The sequence below is a fragment of the Pseudoalteromonas sp. MMG007 genome (assembly GCF_018100985.1).
Lineage (GTDB): Bacteria > Pseudomonadota > Gammaproteobacteria > Enterobacterales > Alteromonadaceae > Pseudoalteromonas.
In genome coordinates, this window is sequence record NZ_JAGJEI010000015.1 from 95602 (window position 1) to 111175 (window position 15574).

At 39.7% G+C, this 15574-nt stretch carries 16 protein-coding genes; 10 read left to right on the top strand and 6 right to left on the bottom strand.

Going from position 1 to position 15574, the window contains the following annotated elements:
- The first annotated feature begins 28 nt into the window (after positions 1–28).
- Entirely contained in the window at positions 29–1162 is a 1134-nt protein-coding gene (locus J8L71_RS15805; RefSeq protein WP_211001369.1) for a fatty acid desaturase, read from the top strand.
- Between the two features lie 13 nt (positions 1163–1175).
- Complete coding sequence (sthA, locus tag J8L71_RS15810) at positions 1176–2606, top strand: Si-specific NAD(P)(+) transhydrogenase (protein ID WP_211001370.1); 1431 nt, start codon at positions 1176–1178, stop codon at positions 2604–2606.
- Between the two features lie 107 nt (positions 2607–2713).
- On the opposite strand, the gene hemE is transcribed toward sthA, so the two are convergent.
- The gene (hemE, locus tag J8L71_RS15815; RefSeq protein ID WP_138682963.1) at positions 2714–3778 is read right to left on the bottom strand and encodes a uroporphyrinogen decarboxylase; all 1065 of its coding nucleotides are present in this window, start codon (positions 3776–3778) and stop codon (positions 2714–2716) included.
- A gap of 528 nt (positions 3779–4306) precedes the next feature.
- On the opposite strand from hemE, the gene rsd reads away from it, so the two are divergent.
- A complete protein-coding gene (rsd, locus tag J8L71_RS15820) occupies positions 4307–4771 on the top strand; it encodes a sigma D regulator (RefSeq protein WP_211001371.1) in 465 nt (154 codons plus the stop codon).
- A gap of 65 nt (positions 4772–4836) precedes the next feature.
- Here the strand turns inward: rsd and fkpA are convergent, their stop codons facing one another.
- Entirely contained in the window at positions 4837–5583 is a 747-nt protein-coding gene (gene fkpA, locus J8L71_RS15825) for an FKBP-type peptidyl-prolyl cis-trans isomerase (protein ID WP_211001372.1), read from the bottom strand.
- Positions 5584–5797: 214 nt separating this feature from the next.
- Between fkpA and J8L71_RS15830 the strand changes: the two genes are divergently transcribed.
- Both J8L71_RS15830 and J8L71_RS15835 read left to right on the top strand, forming a co-directional pair.
- A complete protein-coding gene (locus tag J8L71_RS15830; protein ID WP_211001373.1) occupies positions 5798–6796 on the top strand; it encodes a hypothetical protein in 999 nt (332 codons plus the stop codon).
- Entirely contained in the window at positions 6783–6995 is a 213-nt protein-coding gene (locus J8L71_RS15835; RefSeq protein ID WP_058547981.1) for a SlyX family protein, read from the top strand. The genes J8L71_RS15830 and J8L71_RS15835 overlap by 14 nt, the downstream gene beginning before the upstream one ends.
- 24 nt (positions 6996–7019) lie before the next feature.
- Here J8L71_RS15835 and J8L71_RS15840 read toward each other — a convergent pair whose 3' ends face one another.
- Entirely contained in the window at positions 7020–7223 is a 204-nt protein-coding gene (locus J8L71_RS15840; protein WP_058547982.1) for a YheV family putative zinc ribbon protein, read from the bottom strand.
- A 132-nt stretch (positions 7224–7355) separates the two neighbouring features.
- On the opposite strand from J8L71_RS15840, the gene J8L71_RS15845 reads away from it, so the two are divergent.
- From J8L71_RS15845 to J8L71_RS15860, 4 genes are all read left to right on the top strand, one after another.
- Entirely contained in the window at positions 7356–9278 is a 1923-nt protein-coding gene (locus J8L71_RS15845) for an ATP-binding cassette domain-containing protein (RefSeq protein ID WP_211001374.1), read from the top strand.
- Complete coding sequence (locus J8L71_RS15850; RefSeq protein ID WP_211001375.1) at positions 9262–9684, top strand: TIGR02444 family protein; 423 nt, start codon at positions 9262–9264, stop codon at positions 9682–9684. Before J8L71_RS15845 ends, J8L71_RS15850 begins: the two co-directional genes overlap by 17 nt.
- A gap of 429 nt (positions 9685–10113) precedes the next feature.
- Positions 10114–11103, top strand: coding sequence for a hydrolase (locus J8L71_RS15855; RefSeq protein WP_211001376.1), 990 nt, complete (start codon positions 10114–10116; stop codon positions 11101–11103).
- Positions 11103–11348 carry a YheU family protein gene (locus J8L71_RS15860; RefSeq protein ID WP_211001377.1) on the top strand — a complete coding sequence of 82 codons (246 nt, stop codon included), beginning with the start codon at positions 11103–11105 and terminating at the stop codon, positions 11346–11348. The genes J8L71_RS15855 and J8L71_RS15860 overlap by 1 nt, the downstream gene beginning before the upstream one ends.
- A 6-nt stretch (positions 11349–11354) precedes the next feature.
- Here J8L71_RS15860 and J8L71_RS15865 read toward each other — a convergent pair whose 3' ends face one another.
- The 3 genes from J8L71_RS15865 to J8L71_RS15875 all read right to left on the bottom strand — a co-directional run bounded on the left by J8L71_RS15865 (position 11355) and on the right by J8L71_RS15875 (position 13832).
- Positions 11355–12086 carry a LytTR family DNA-binding domain-containing protein gene (locus tag J8L71_RS15865; RefSeq protein ID WP_211001378.1) on the bottom strand — a complete coding sequence of 244 codons (732 nt, stop codon included), beginning with the start codon at positions 12084–12086 and terminating at the stop codon, positions 11355–11357.
- The gene (locus J8L71_RS15870) at positions 12076–12816 is read right to left on the bottom strand and encodes a histidine kinase (RefSeq protein ID WP_211001379.1); all 741 of its coding nucleotides are present in this window, start codon (positions 12814–12816) and stop codon (positions 12076–12078) included. The genes J8L71_RS15865 and J8L71_RS15870 overlap by 11 nt, the downstream gene beginning before the upstream one ends.
- A gap of 374 nt (positions 12817–13190) precedes the next feature.
- The gene (locus J8L71_RS15875; protein WP_211001380.1) at positions 13191–13832 is read right to left on the bottom strand and encodes a hypothetical protein; all 642 of its coding nucleotides are present in this window, start codon (positions 13830–13832) and stop codon (positions 13191–13193) included.
- Between the two features lie 193 nt (positions 13833–14025).
- Here J8L71_RS15875 and J8L71_RS15880 point away from each other — a divergent pair, with 193 nt between their 5' ends.
- Positions 14026–15213 (top strand): dipeptidase, encoded by a 1188-nt coding sequence (locus J8L71_RS15880; protein WP_211001381.1) that lies wholly within the window; start codon positions 14026–14028, stop codon positions 15211–15213.
- The last annotated feature ends 361 nt before the right edge of the window (positions 15214–15574 follow it).

Consider the following 15574-nt stretch of genomic DNA (forward strand, 5'->3'; position numbering starts at 1 on the left):
TTACAGTTGTACGCTGAGAGTAAATACGATGAATAAACCACCGATTATTTGGACGAATGTCCTGTTTTTTAGCCTAACCTTTTTGGCGGCTGCCACACTTGTACCTTGGTACGGCATTAGCTACGGATTTACCAGCGCACATTGGATTGCATTTGTAGGCTGCATGTTTTATGCAGGCCTATCTATCACTGCCGGATACCACAGATTATGGGCTCATAAAGCGTATAATGCACATCCTGCAGTTGAATTTATTTTTGCACTTGGCGGTGCTTTTGCATTACAAAACAGTGCCCTGCATTGGAGTAGCGATCATCGTATACACCACGGCCAAGTTGACGACCCAGTAAAAGACCCATACGCCGCAACTAACGGTTTTTGGTATAGCCATATTGGCTGGATGCTTCGTGATTACCAAGGTGACAGCTACGGTGATTACAGTAACTGTCGCGATTTACAACGCAATAAAATAGTTATGTGGCAACACAAGCATTACTTAAAACTTGTTATAGCAATGAATGTAGGCCTTCCGCTTGTGCTTGGTTTATTGGTGGGTGATGTGTGGGGAATGCTAATTTTAGCCGGTTTACTGCGTTTGGTGCTAAGCCAGCATTTTACTTTTTTTATTAACTCAGTTGCGCATATTTGGGGCTCACGCCCATACACTGAAAAAAATACTGCACGTGATAACGGCTTTTTAGCGTTATTTACTTATGGTGAGGGATATCACAACTTCCACCATATTTTTGCAAGCGACTACCGTAACGGTATTAAGTGGTTTCATTACGATCCTACAAAATGGATGATTCGCACATTAGCGGCACTGGGTTTAGCCAGCAAATTAAAACGCACTCCGGTCGAACGTATAGAAAAAGCAAAGGCCGAAACGCTCATGAGTAAAACCCAAACTCGCCTTGCAAAATTGCCTTTAGCCCAAGATAAGCTTACATTATTACAACAAGAGTACGATTTATTGCTGAAAAAACTGCAAAATTATTGTTCACTACAAAAACAAGTGTTAGAAGTTAAAAAAAATAACATGGCAAAGCAGTGTGAACAATCAGCATTAATGGCACAATACCATGAGTTGGAAGCCGCCTGGGAAAATCAAAAACAGGCATGGCTAGCACTTAATGCGAGGTTATTAAAAGCCTCTTTTAATTAATTTAGGAGTGGCTGTGGCCAAACAACCAGAACAAAAAAAAGTACCCGTGACATACCAATATGACGCAATAATTATTGGCACGGGTCCTGGCGGTGAAGGTACCGCCATGAACCTTTCAAAAAACGACAAAAAAGTAGCGGTTATTGAGCGCCAAGAAACTGTAGGCGGCGGCTGTGTACATTGGGGTACTATTCCTTCAAAAGCGCTACGTCACTCGGTTAGTCGTTACATTGAATACAAAGCAAACCCATTATTCAATGTAGGCGAGCGCCCTAGCCGTTTAACTTTTCCTGATATTTTACGTCACGCTAGTTCGGTTATTTCTAAACAGTCTAATTTACGCAGTAGTTTTTACGACCGTAACCGCATTCATATGTTTCAAGGCGATGCGAGCTTTGTAGACAAGCACACGGTAGAAGTTAAACGTAATGATGGCTCAACTGAACGCCTAACAGCAAAAACGATTGTAATAGCTACAGGCTCACGCCCTTATCGTCCACCAGAGGTAGACTTTAGCCACTCTCGTATTTACGAAAGTGACACTATACTCGGCCTTGAGCACGACCCACACCGTGTACTTATATATGGTGCGGGGGTTATTGGCTGTGAGTACGCTTCTATATTTAAAGGTTTAGGCGCTAAAGTTGATTTAGTTAACACCCGCGACCGTTTACTTGCCTTTATGGATGCTGAAATATCAGATGCGCTTAGCTACCACTTTTGGAATAGCGGCATTGTTATTCGCCATAATGAAGAGTTTGATCGAATAGAGACACGTGATGACTGCGTTATTATGCATTTAAAATCGGGCAAACGTGTAAAGGCTGACTGTATTTTATTTGCTAATGGCCGAACTGGTAACACTGATACACTGAACCTTGAAGCCATTGGCTTAAAAGCTGATAGCCGTGGCCAGCTTAAAGTTAACGAAACATACCAAACAGAAGTAGACAACGTGTACGCTGTGGGTGATGTAATTGGCTACCCTAGCCTTGCCAGTGCTGCATTTGATCAAGGCCGTATAGCTGCTGATGCGATTGCCTGTGGTAATTGTGAAGATAAGCTAATTATAGATATTCCTGCTGGTATTTATACTATTCCAGAAATGAGCTCTGTGGGTAAAACCGAGCAAGAACTTACCGCAGCTAAAGTACCTTATGAAGTTGGCCGTGCTCAGTTTAAACATTTAGCGCGCGCGCAAATTGCAGGCACTGAAGTAGGTAGCTTAAAAATATTATTCCACACCGAAACCAAAGAAGTACTTGGCGTACATTGCTTTGGTGAACGTGCCTCTGAAATTGTTCACATTGGCCAAGCCATTATGGAACAAAAAAATGGCGGCAATAATATCGATTATTTCGTAAATACCACGTTTAACTACCCAACGATGGCTGAAGCCTACCGTGTTGCAGCGTTAAATGGTTTAAATCGCTTATTTAAATAATCGCTTCAATAAGTAGTTTTAAAAGCCTTTATAAATAGGTAACAAAAAACCCGCAACTTAGCGGGTTTTTTACTTTTAAACAGTTTTAAAGCTTGTTTAAGTGGCTATTACTTATGGTACTTAGCACTAAGCTCATGTACTGCATTAATGAATACGCCAGCATTTTCAGGATCTACGTCAGGCGTAATACCGTGGCCTAAGTTAAATACGTGTCCATTGCCTGTGCCAAAATCTTCTAAAATAGTACCTACTTCTTGGCGTATACGATCTGGCGTACCATGAAGCATTGATGGGTCCATATTACCTTGTAGCGCCACTTTATCGCCTACACGGCGTTTAGCGTCGCTAATGTTAATAGTCCAATCTAGACCCACTGCATCACAGCCTGTAGCCGCTATAGCTTCAATCCATTGGCCACCGTTTTTAGTAAATAGCGTTACCGGTACTTTACGACCATCGTATTCGCGAATTAAACCATCTACGATTTTGTGCATGTACTGCAATGAGAACTCGTTGTAATCACGCGGGCTTAAAACGCCGCCCCATGAGTCAAATACCATCAACGATTGCGCGCCGGCTTTTACTTGCGCGTTTAAGTAATCAATCACCGAATCAGCGAGTTTATCGAGTAATAAATGAAGTGTTTGCGGCTCTGCAAACGCCATTTTTTTAATTTTACCGAATACTTTACTGCTACCGCCTTCAACCATGTAAGTAGCAAGTGTCCACGGTGAACCCGAAAAACCAATTAATGGTACTTCGCCTTTAAGTTCACGACGTATGGTACTTACTGCATTCATTACATAACCAAGCTCGTCAGTTGGATCGAGTTTTGGAATTTTTTTAACATCAGCGAGTGACGAAATTGGGTTTTCAAACTTAGGACCTTCGCCAGTTTCAAAGTACAAACCTAAGCCCATTGCATCAGGAATGGTTAAAATATCGCTAAATAAAATAGCGGCATCTAATGGGTAACGACGAAGTGGTTGTAGTGTTACCTCACAGGCAAGTTCAGCATTACGGCACAGGCTCATAAAATCGCCCGCTTGTGCACGTGTAGCACGGTACTCTGGTAAATAGCGTCCTGCTTGGCGCATCATCCATACCGGTGTTACATCAACTGGTTGTTTTGCAAGTGCACGTAAATAACGGTCGTTTTTTAATTCGCTCATAGCGTAAATGATCCTAAGGCTTGTAGAAATTGTGCAAGATTGTATCACCATATTCATCCCCCCTCTATTGCTTAGGGACGAAAAGATTGGATAGCTGTTTGAGATCAAGGTTTGTTGCTAATAAACACCTTTTTGATTAGTAAACAAGCAAAAACAACTAACAATAAAAACTTTTTGTTAATACGTTTGCAACATCACGAAAACCTTGATATTGTTTGTCCCGCGTTAACAAGAACAATAATAAAAATCTTAAAACAATAAAAATAATAGTTTTAATATAACAATAATAAAAATTACCCCATAAAAATAAGAAAACTTGTACTAACAAGTCATTGAAAGAAATTAGACCACCGTAACTGGTGGTTTTTTCTTGCCTGCAATAAAATTTCCTGTCTAAATATCTTTTAAAAAGTACAACCCGTAAGAAGGCTACTTTACTTGTTGATATACGCGCTAATTAAATATATCTTGATGTACATAAACTTTATTATTTTAAATTAAAAGACCAACCCAGCTAGGAGAACAATTATGCTGACGCGTGTAGAAAAAGCTCAACAAAAATGGGGTGGTAGCCACACAGTAATTGATAAATGGCTTAACGAACGCCAAGAACTTATTGTGTTGTATTGTAAAATGGCTGGTTTTTCACCTTACGATAAAAAAGATCATGCACTGCCAGAGCCGCAAGTTATTGAGTCTTTTTGCCAACTCTTAATGGATTACCTATCAGCTGGGCATTTTGAGGTATATGACGATATTGCAAAAGCGTGTGAAAAAAAAGGCTTACAAAGCCAAGAGCTTGCAAACTCTATTTACCCGCGAATTTCAAATACAACTGATGTAGCGCTAGATTTTAACGATAAATACGCCGAAGTAGATAAAGAAGACTTATTAGCTGATTTCGATAAAGATTTATCAATTGTTGGAGAAGCACTTGAAGCCCGTTTTGCACTTGAAGATGAGCTAATTGATAACTTGTTTTCCAACCACTAAATTAATTGAACACATTAAAAAAGGGACCTAAGGTCCCTTTTTTTTGCATTTGTACAATAAGCTTATTATTGCGCAGGTGCTTCTTCATTTTGAATTTCAAGTAATTCAACTTCAAATACTAATGTTGAATTAGCAGGGATTTTACCTAAATCGCGATCACCATAAGCAAGTTCTGAAGGAATAGTAAACTTGTACTTAGACCCTACAGACATAAGCTGTAAACCTTCAGTCCAACCTGCAATTACGCGGTTAAGAGGGAAAGTTGTAGGCTCGTTACGAGCGTATGAGCTATCAAACTCAGTGCCGTCTAATAGAGTACCTTTGTAGTGAACTTTAACTACATCAGTTGCTACTGGCTTTTCACCGTCGCCTTCGCTAAGTACTTCGTACTGAAGACCAGACTCAGTTACTGTAACGCCTTCTTTTTTAGCATTTTCTTCTAGGTATTTTTTACCTGCTTCTTTGCTTTTTTCAGACTCTACTTTTGCTTTTGCTTCTTGCTTAGTACGCACTGATGTATCTAGCTCAGTAAGTACTTCACGAATTTTTTCTTCGTCAATTTTTGCATTGCCAGCAAGCGCATCTTCAAAACCACGAATTAAAAGTGCTTGGTCTAGTTCAATACCAATTTCTGATTTGTCTGCAAGATCTTTATTTAAAAAGTTACCTACAGATGCACCAATACCGTATGCTTGTTGCTGTTCTACAGTGTCTAATTTAACTTCAGCTTTTTCTTGTTTTGCTTCTTGATTACAAGCTGTAAGCGCTAAAACTGACGCTGCAATCAATGACAATCTAATCGTCTTTTTCATTTTAAATCTCCGACACACTTTGCAGTTGTCATTTTAATGTATTATTACTAGTTAAAGATCAACGGCCCACATGATAGGCTGCTTGTTTAATGACTAAATTTCACGTTGTTAGCTAAACTAAAACATATCCAGTGATTAGACAAACAACCTAGGCCTTAAACGTGACCTAGTCTAACCTCTCAATCACGAAGAGTTAAGGGAAAATACCTGTATTATGTCGATATTTCGTACTTTTTTAATCGTATTTAGCTGTTTTTTAGCTATCGCCTGTACCGAAAAAAAACAGCAGGCTGTAGCTAGTTACGAACACGCAGCGCAAGGCGCGTTTTCGTCAGCGTTATCTAACGATGGTAAATACAGCTTAATCTCTTCTATCAACCATGGGGTCGCACTGTGGGATAATCAACAGCAGGTATTAAAATATCAATGGTATCAGCAGCAATCGCAAGACAGTTTAGTTTATGCCGTTGCTATAGCGTTTGATAACAGCGTGGCTGTTACCGCAGAAAAAACCACCTTTGCCGTATGGGATATAACCACAGGCAAAAATAAAGGTTACTACGAAATACAAAAAGCCAGTATTCGTGATATCGCTATTAGTAACCAAGGTCGTAGTGTTTTATACGGTCGAAGCGACGGTGTTGTGGTTTTCATAAACCTTGAAACAGGACGTCGTATCGAATTTTTAGGCCATCAAGATAAAGTAAACACTGTTGATTTATCACCTAACGGGCGCTATGCATTAAGCGGCTCTAACGATTACGTTGCTTATTTTTGGGACACACGTACAGGGCAAGTAATTCATCGCTTTAACCACCCTACTCGTGTAACCCAAGTAACGCTTGACCCTCAAGGTCGCTATGCATTTACCGCAGATAGTATGAAGCAAGCACATGTATGGAAGCTGACTACAGGTGACCTTGTGAGTAAACTGGCGTATATTGCGCGTCAGAAAATTTTTACTGCGGTACGCTTTAATGAGCAAGGTACATTGCTTGCTACGGGCTCGCCTAATAAGCGTGTTGATTTATGGCAATTACCCAGCGGTGAAAAAATTCAAACTTGGCAAGTAACGCCGCGCGAAGGCAGTAAGCCTAAATCGGCAGTGGTGTTAGATGTAACGTTTATACAAAACGGCAAGTCGTTGTTAACCGAGAGCTCAAGCGGTATCGCTGAGCGCTTTATTATACGAGAAGATAATGAACACAATTGAACATCGCTTAATGGAACTTGAAGCCAAAGTGGCTTTTCAAGACGAAACGATTGATATATTAAATGACGAGCTAAAAGCGCACCAACAGCAGCTTGCAAAAATGAAGCGTCAAACTGAGCTACTAGCAGAAAAGCTAAAAGAGTCGCAGCAGCCATCGTTAATGTCGCAAATGCAAGAGCCTCCGCCGCCACATTACTAAACACGCGACAAAATAAAAACCGGGTTAATCGCCCGGTTTAAATACACCAATTACTTGTTCAAATTGGCGAGTTGACGCCTGAACAGCATTATCGGGTTGCGACATTTTATGCCCACACTCAACACACTCTACTTTTTCAACATCATGTTCTCTGTATAGCATCATGGTATCCATAGCTTTACACTCAGGGCACGACGCACCAGCAATAAATCGCTTCTTTTGTCTCACAACATTTTTCCTGTGGTTTGAACTGTGGCTATTTTATCGTATAACTTCACCTGTTGATACGCTTGATAAGCGCATTAAGTTCTATGGTATGATAGGCGCAACTTAACAAGGGCACAGTAAAGTAACGCATTCATGATCCAAATATCAGAAATAGAACTACTTCGTGGCGGTAAAGCCTTATTAAAAAATGCATCAGCCACTTTATTTCCAGAACATAAAGTTGGCCTTGTAGGAGCCAATGGCTGCGGAAAATCAACGTTATTTGGTTTATTAAAATCAGAACTACAGTTAGACGCCGGTAGCTGCAGCATCCCTAAAGATTGGTCTATCGCCTCTGTTAAGCAAGAAACCCCAGCCCTTGAAATAAGCGCCATTGATTATGTACTGCAAGGCCACCCTGAATATTACGCGCTGCGTATTGCCCTTCGTGAAGCAGAGCAAAGCAATGATGGCGATACACAAGCTAAAGTACACATTCAATTAGAAAATATTAAAGGCTATAGCATAGAGTCTAAGGCTGGCGAATTACTGCATGGTTTAGGCTTTGCTAACAATCAAATAGAAAACCCCGTAAGCGCATTCTCTGGTGGTTGGCGTATGCGTTTAAACCTTGCTCAAGCATTGATACGCGACGCCGATTTACTGCTACTTGATGAACCAACTAACCACCTTGATTTAGATGCAGTATATTGGCTTGAGCGCTTTTTACGTGCCTACACTGGCACCCTTGTACTTATATCGCATGACCGTGAGTTTTTAGATGCAGTAGTTGATCAAATCTGGCATGTAGATAAGCAACTTATTAATGTGTACAAAGGCAACTACTCGCAATTTGAGCGCCAAAAAGCAGAGCGCTTACTACAGCAGCAAGCTATGTTTGAAAAGCAACAAGATCAAATTGCACACCTTGAGCAGTTTATTACGCGCTTTAAAGCAAAAGCCAGTAAAGCCAAACAAGCACAAAGCCGCGTAAAAGCCCTAGAGCGCATGGAAAAGCTAGCACCTGCCCATGCCGATTCACCGTTTAACTTTGAATTTGCAGAGCCAACAGCCCTTCCAAACCCACTTATGAGCTTAGATAAAGCGAAAGCGGGCTATGGTGAAGTCACTATTTTAAATAATATAGAGCTTAATTTAGTCCCTGGTAGTCGTATTGCTTTACTTGGCCGAAATGGCGCAGGTAAATCAACGCTAATTAAACTACTCTCTGGTGATTTAGAGCCACAAGCAGGTAAGGTTGTGCAGCACCATGGTTTAAACATTGGCTACTTTGCGCAGCATCAACTTGAATCGCTTGATTTAAAAGCCAGCGCTATTACGCATTTACAGCGTTTAAACCCTAAAGCCACTGAGCAATCGCTGCGTGACTTTTTAGGTGGCTTTGCTTTCATTGGCGACAAAGCACTTGAGCCGGTAGCCCCCTTTTCGGGCGGCGAAAAAGCACGCTTAGTGCTTGCCATGTTGGTATATCAAAAACCTAACTTACTGTTACTTGATGAGCCAACTAACCACCTTGATTTAGAAATGCGCCATGCACTTGTTATGGCACTACAAGGTTTTGAAGGCGCCATGGTTACTGTATCGCACGACCGCCACATGCTTAAAAATACCGCCGATGAGTTTTACCTAGTCGATGACGGCAAAGTAACTCAGTTTGGTTACGACTTAGATGCGTATTATCAATGGTTACTCAATGCCAATAAAGAAGCTGTTAAAGCCCAGCAAAATGATGAGCCTAAAGCTAACTCAGGTGTTAACCGAAAAGAGCAAAAACGCCTAGAAGCCGAATTTAGAAAAGCCATTCAACCGCTTAAAAAACAAATTGAAAAGCTTGAAAAGCAACTAGACAAATACTCTGCAGAGCTTAGCGAAGTAGAGGTCGCACTTGGCGATAACGAACTCTACAACGACGACAATAAAGCTCAGCTAAAAGAGTTAATTGCTAAGCAAGCAATGCTCACACCTAAACTTAACGACATTGAAGAAGAGCTCCTCATGGCGCTTGAAGAAATGGAAGAAAAAGAACAGGCCTTTGCCGATGAACTTGCTCAATAGCAATGACTTTTGGCAATTTGCGTGCACCTTGTACGCAAAGCCTGGGCAACAACAAACCTTGCTGGCACTGCAAAATCAGCAAGGTAAAAATGTTAATGTGTGTCTATTTTTACTGTATTTAGACTCACTTAAACTTAGCATTAGCGCCGAGCAGCTGAGTGACTTAATAGCCTCAATTAACGAATTTGATACGCAAGCGCTTAAGCCTCTTCGCTCTGCCCGTAGCTATTTGAAAGAACATCAGCATACGATTAGTGACTACGCAATAATACGTAAAGCGCTATTAAGCGCCGAGTTAAAACTTGAAAAGCAGCAACAGCAAATGCTTGTTGATAAAGCTAACCAGTTCAAAATGTTAGAAGTGATAAAACCTAATAATATCGAGCTATACGTAAAGCTAGCCTAAATTAAAACAGCACTTCGGTAATAATCTAATAGTCTTTAAAACATGATCTAAATCAACTTAGAGTGGTTACTCTTCCCACTTAGAAAAATAGTTTGATCTCGATCACATTACTCCCTGCAAACTCCCTCTATGATTAACTCATCAACCAACGAGGAGAAAACTCATGAACGTATTCTTTAGAGACTTTTTTAGCGACCCTGTATTATTTATGTCTTTTGGGATCTTAGGTGTCGTGATTTCTCTTTGTTTATTTTACGCTTTTTACTTTATTAAAAAAATAAGTGAAGCGGAAGTTCCTGATTAGCATTAAAAATTAAGCACGACGCACTAAAGCGCCTTATTAGTTTACTAGTTAGGCGCTTTTTATTTTCTGAAGCGAAAAATTTGATACACTAGCTTTTCGTTTAATACAAAGTGCGTAGTACAAACATGATCTCTCAGTTCAAACCAGCATGGTGGATGACCAATCGTCACGTTCAGACCATAATGCCGCGTTTTTTCCGCCCATTTCACAATACGTCCTACGAACTTGAGCAACTTGATACACCTGATGGTGATTTTATTGAGCTTGCGTGGTCGCTTCCACATAACGAAACCGCACCACTTGCCGTTGTTTTACATGGTCTTGAGGGCAACATAAATAGCTTTTATGCCAAAGGCATGATGAAGGCCTTAAAAAAACAAGGCTATGCAGTTGTGCTTATGCACTTTAGAAACTGCTCAACTGAAGTAAACCGCCTCCCCCGCGCATATCACAGTGGTGATACAGCTGATTTAGCTTTTTTTATAGATTATTTGCGTCAACAATATCCAAACCGCCCAATTATGGCCGTTGGTTTTTCGCTAGGTGGTAATGTACTTGCTAAGTACCTAGGTGAAGAACGCGAAACATGCCCATTAAGTGCAGCAGCGGTAGTATCGGCACCTTATGACTTATCGTCATCAAGCGATGTTATACGTAAAAGTTTAGGTAAAATTTATCAAAAGTATTTGCTCGACAGAATGAAAAAGTCAATGCAACGTAAGTTGCCACAAATAAAGCAGCAAATACCGATTACTACCGACCAACTAATGGAAATTGACGATTTATTAGAGTTTGATAACCAGCTAACGGCACCATTACATGGCTTTGAAAACGCTCACGATTATTACCGTAAAGCCAGCGCTATGCCGTACTTGAAAGACATCGCTATTCCTACGCTTATTATTCACGCTAAAGACGACCCCATGCTCTCTATTAAAGCCGTACCGAGTAGGCAAGATGTCAGTGAGCATGTTACGCTGTGCGTCTCAGAGAAAGGCGGACACGTTGGATTTATTAGTGGTAACAACCCATTTAAACCTATATTTTGGCTAGAACAAGTCGTACCAAGCTATTTTAGTCAGCACGTATTTAACAAAGCGAGTAACCAGCTGTAATGATAATCCCTTTTGAACAACTTGATAAAGACACCTTATACAACCTAATTGAAAGCTATGTACTGCGCGAAGGTACCGATTATGGCGAACAAGAAATAAGTATTGAAAGTAAAGTGGCGCAGGTAAATCAACAATTAAAAAGCGGCGAAGCCATGGTGTTTTTTTCAGAGCTGCATGAGTCGGTTACTATTATTTCAAAAGGCGAATTTAAAGCCATGCAAAGTGAAGAGCAACATCAGCAGTAGTAGTAACTATAAATTAAAGCTTAATTGTTGCTTTAATTTACTTGCTTGACGACGAGATATTTCAACTTGTGCACCATTACTGAGCTTTGTTAATAGTCCATAATTTATAGTTTCTTCAAGCTCAATTATCGCATCTAGTCGTATTATGTCACTGCGGCTTGCTCGTAAAAAGTAATCTGGGTTTAAGCGAGCTTCAATTTTAGTTAAAGAGCTATGAATATAGGCCTTCCCGAAAGCAGTATAAATCGCTGCATGATTACCAATACTTTCAAACCTTAAAATATCTGCCAATTGGATAATTTTCATGTTCTCAGAAAATTTAACCATCAATTTAAAGTTATCTTCTAAGTAACTAACAGGGCGCTGTGTCAGTTGCCCTTCCAGCTTTGCTAAGGTGCCTTCTAAACGGTCTTTTACAATAGGCTTTAGTAAATAATCAACGGCATTAAGGCTAAAGGCATCGACAGCAAACTCGTTATAGGCTGTGCAAAATATTATATTAGTCTCACCTGCTAGCTGCTCTGCAAGTTCAATACCTGTGCCGCCCGGCATTTCAATATCAAGAAAAACAACATCAGGCTTATGCTTTTTTATTAATTCATAAGCATGGCTAATATTTTCTGCCTCATCGATTATATCTATGTGTTTATAGGGTTTTAATAACCGAGCTAACTCATTTCGAGCAAGTAGCTCATCATCGACTATTAATGCTGTTATGGTCGGCTTATTATGTTGCATAGGGTACCTCCAAAGTTGCATTAAACTGTCCGCTCTGTTTTTTAATGAGCAACTTACCTTGTTGCGCAAACATCAGCTCAAGTCTTGATTGAATGTTCTGTAATCCCAATTTGGTGCCGGGTTTAAGTTTCGTTTCATCAAAAGGGTTACTCACTGTAATCGTGACTGTTTCCCTTGTTCTCACTACATTTACTTTTATTTCTCCACCCTCTACTAAATGGGCAATACCGTGCTTTGTGGCGTTTTCGATTAAAGTTAATAAAGCCATACTCGGTAATACGACTTTTTTTAACGCGTCATCACACTGCATTGTGACTAAAAGCCGTTTACCAAACCGTACTTTTTCAATCGCCAAATAATGTTCGCATACCGTCCACTCTTGTTCAAAATTGACGTGGGTTTGTAAGTCTGTGGTTAGGTTATATCTAAATAGCTCAGAAAGCTGGGTAACAATATCAGCGGCTTTATCTTGATCTTGGTAAATCATGCCACGAATTGAGTTTAAGGTATTGAATAAAAAATGAGGATTGATTTGATTTTTAAGGTTTTCAAGTTGCTGCTCTTTCAGCTGACTCATAATAAGTTTTTTCTCTCTTCGCGATACTACCGCTAAGTAACAACCACTCCATATTAAACTCATTACTAACGCATTAAAAAAGCTTGAGAACACCCCGGTAAACTGTTGCTCATTTAAATCTACCGTTGCTTCTCCATACATTTGTATGCTCATACTCGAAGCACTCTCAGGTAAAATGAAAGGCGTAAAATAAACTACATTCAGAGTCTGTATTAATGCTAACACAATAGATAATGCACTTAGCAAAAAAATATTGAGTCGTGCTATTTTTAACTTACCACACAACCGGTTACCTAAGGTGTAAAGGATAAAATGGGTCAATAACACAAATACAGATGCATGCGAGATAGTCCTTAAAAGCAAATTAGCATGGTGCTCTGATGCCGTATTTAATATCGCAATTCCTAAGCTATAGTTTATAAGTACAATACAAGTAAAAACCAACAACTGGCAAAACCAATAACTTCGCATGAGTACTCTCCTTTGATAATTCACAGTATTGTACTCAAGACCTATTAAGTTACTACTCAAAATTTTGATACCACAGTAAAAAACATTGATTGATTATTGCCAACACTTAGGTAACCCGCGCTAAATAAGGCATACTTTGCTTTCGTTGTTTCCAGTGCGAACTTATAACCAGTCTCACTCTTTAACGCATCGCGATGCTCTAGCGCCGTATTCAGCACAAAATCCTTATAAAAATTATATTTACCACCCACACGAGTTATATCAAATGTTTGAGAACCAACATGATTATTAACATCGAGCTGCTGCTTCATTAATGCACTTTCAATATAAAAATGTGCTTTGTCTGAATATGCCCAATTAACCCCTAAGGTGATTTCGGTTTGAGTTAAATTAGATTTGCCACCCTCTTCATTTATTTGATGCTGCAAGCGCCCATAAAGATCAACCTTACCATTGAGCTGGTCTTCTGATAGTTCGCCTAATGAAGCTTGGTAATTAATACCAACACCCTTACCATCAAACACGTCTTTAATTTTGGCTGTTTGAAAGTCCACAGAAAAACCCTCATGGAATTGAAGCACTGAATCGGCTTTAACTATTTCATCTGCGTAACTAAATGATGAAAAACCCAATAATAATGTTGCTAAGGTTGGTTTAAAAGATAGTTTGTACTGCTTATTGTTGATAGTAAATTGCATAGTGATGTCCCTTAAATTGCAGTACGCCTTAGATGCATACTGAGTCTTTGTTGACTAGGACTATAACGATTACACTTGATACCGAAGGGTAATAAGTGATTAATGGCTAAATAAGGGGATAAGCGGATAGTAGGCAGGACGAATCGATTGTTGTTACAATCATTAGCATTATTATAATAAAACAGGTAAGAACATGAAATTACGTTTAGCACTTAGCGCCATCGCACTCACCGCGGCAGGGGCACACGCTACGCAAGTTACCCCTTCAGATAAAGCAATCAAACTCACGCAAGACACCATTTTAATCGATACCCATATTGATGTACCGTATCGAATTCATAAAAACTGGGTTGATGTAACCAAAGCGACCGATGGTGGCGATTTTGACTATCCTCGCGCTGTGAAAGGCGGTTTAAACGCCCCATTTATGTCGATTTATATTCCTGCGCATTTAGAGTTTGAAGGCAAAGGTAAAAGTTACCAGTTAGCCAATCAAATGATTGATAGTATGGAAGCCATTGCTCAGCGAGCACCTGATAAGTTTGCCATTGCCAGCTCAAGCACTGATATAGAAGAGCAGTTTAGACAAGGTAAACTATCTATTGCCATGGGTATGGAAAACGGTTCACCCATTGAAGGTGATATGAAAAACCTTCAGCACTTTTATGACCGTGGTATCCGCTACATCACGCTAGCTCACTCGCAAAGCAATCATATTTCTGACTCTTCTTACGATATACGCCGTAAATGGAAAGGTTTAAGCCCATTTGGTAAAAAGCTTATAACTGAAATGAACAATGTAGGTATGTTAGTCGATGTATCGCATATTTCAGATGATGCGTTTTATCAAGTAATGGAGCTCTCTAAAACGCCGGTAATTGCCTCGCATTCATCGCTACGTAAGTACACGCCTGGTTTTGAGCGAAATATGAATGACGATATGCTACTCGCACTTAAAGAAAATGGCGGTGTTATTCAAATTAACTTTGGCTCAAGCTTTGTTACCGCAAAAGCGGGTAGCTGGGGTAAACAATTAAAAAGCTCAAAAGAGTCAGCTAAAAAAGAAGGCACCAAGCTAAGTAAAGATTTTGATGCTGCGTATCGTGCTAAAAACCCATACCCATATGCAAGCCTTGAACAGGTGCTGGATCATATTGACCATGTTGTTGAACTAATTGGTATTGATTATGTTGGTATTGGTTCTGACTACGATGGCGTGGGTGATTCACTACCTATAGGCTTAAAAGATGTATCTAGCTACCCTAATCTTGTTCAAGGCTTAATGGACAGAGATTATAGCAATGCTGATATCAAAAAGATTTTAAGTGGCAATTTATTAAGAGTGTTAAAGCAAGCTGAAGAGTACGCGAAGAAACACTAGCCTATAAAAATTTCGAGAATTTGATTAATAGCACGGCTTAAAGTCGTGCTTTTCTATACCTTAATTATATTTAAATTACTTAAACTTAAAGGTAAACCTAGCCCTCTAAATTTAACTCCGAGCTACTTTATCGGGGTCAGATCACAGATCAGATAGCTGATAGCTTAAAACTAATCACTTTTCTTCAGACATTAAAAAAGGCCACCTAAGTGACCTTTTTCTAATAATTAACTTAAAAGTTAACTATTACTCATTGAACGTTACTACAAAGCACCTACGCCTAAGGTAAGAGCGCCACCTTCATGTATGCTAAATTTCAGGCATTGAAAAACCCGAGACTAAGCTCGGGTTTTTTTAGTAT

Excerpts from the sequence above, each read along its gene's own strand:
- rsd (WP_211001371.1), top strand. The coding sequence starts at position 4,307 with ATGCTGACGCGTGTAGAAAAAGCTCAACAAAAATGGGGTGGTAGCCAC.
- J8L71_RS15830 (WP_211001373.1), top strand. The coding sequence starts at position 5,798 with ATGTCGATATTTCGTACTTTTTTAATCGTATTTAGCTGTTTTTTAGCT.
- J8L71_RS15835 (WP_058547981.1), top strand. The coding sequence starts at position 6,783 with ATGAACACAATTGAACATCGCTTAATGGAACTTGAAGCCAAAGTGGCT.
- J8L71_RS15855 (WP_211001376.1), top strand. The coding sequence starts at position 10,114 with ATGATCTCTCAGTTCAAACCAGCATGGTGGATGACCAATCGTCACGTT.
- fkpA (WP_211001372.1), bottom strand. The coding sequence starts at position 5,583 with ATGAAAAAGACGATTAGATTGTCATTGATTGCAGCGTCAGTTTTAGCG.
- J8L71_RS15860 (WP_211001377.1), top strand. The coding sequence starts at position 11,103 with ATGATAATCCCTTTTGAACAACTTGATAAAGACACCTTATACAACCTA.
- J8L71_RS15805 (WP_211001369.1), top strand. The coding sequence starts at position 29 with ATGAATAAACCACCGATTATTTGGACGAATGTCCTGTTTTTTAGCCTA.
- J8L71_RS15845 (WP_211001374.1), top strand. The coding sequence starts at position 7,356 with ATGATCCAAATATCAGAAATAGAACTACTTCGTGGCGGTAAAGCCTTA.
- J8L71_RS15865 (WP_211001378.1), bottom strand. The coding sequence starts at position 12,086 with ATGCAACATAATAAGCCGACCATAACAGCATTAATAGTCGATGATGAG.
- J8L71_RS15870 (WP_211001379.1), bottom strand. The coding sequence starts at position 12,816 with ATGAGCATACAAATGTATGGAGAAGCAACGGTAGATTTAAATGAGCAA.
- J8L71_RS15880 (WP_211001381.1), top strand. The coding sequence starts at position 14,026 with ATGAAATTACGTTTAGCACTTAGCGCCATCGCACTCACCGCGGCAGGG.
- J8L71_RS15875 (WP_211001380.1), bottom strand. The coding sequence starts at position 13,832 with ATGCAATTTACTATCAACAATAAGCAGTACAAACTATCTTTTAAACCA.
- hemE (WP_138682963.1), bottom strand. The coding sequence starts at position 3,778 with ATGAGCGAATTAAAAAACGACCGTTATTTACGTGCACTTGCAAAACAA.
- J8L71_RS15850 (WP_211001375.1), top strand. The coding sequence starts at position 9,262 with ATGAACTTGCTCAATAGCAATGACTTTTGGCAATTTGCGTGCACCTTG.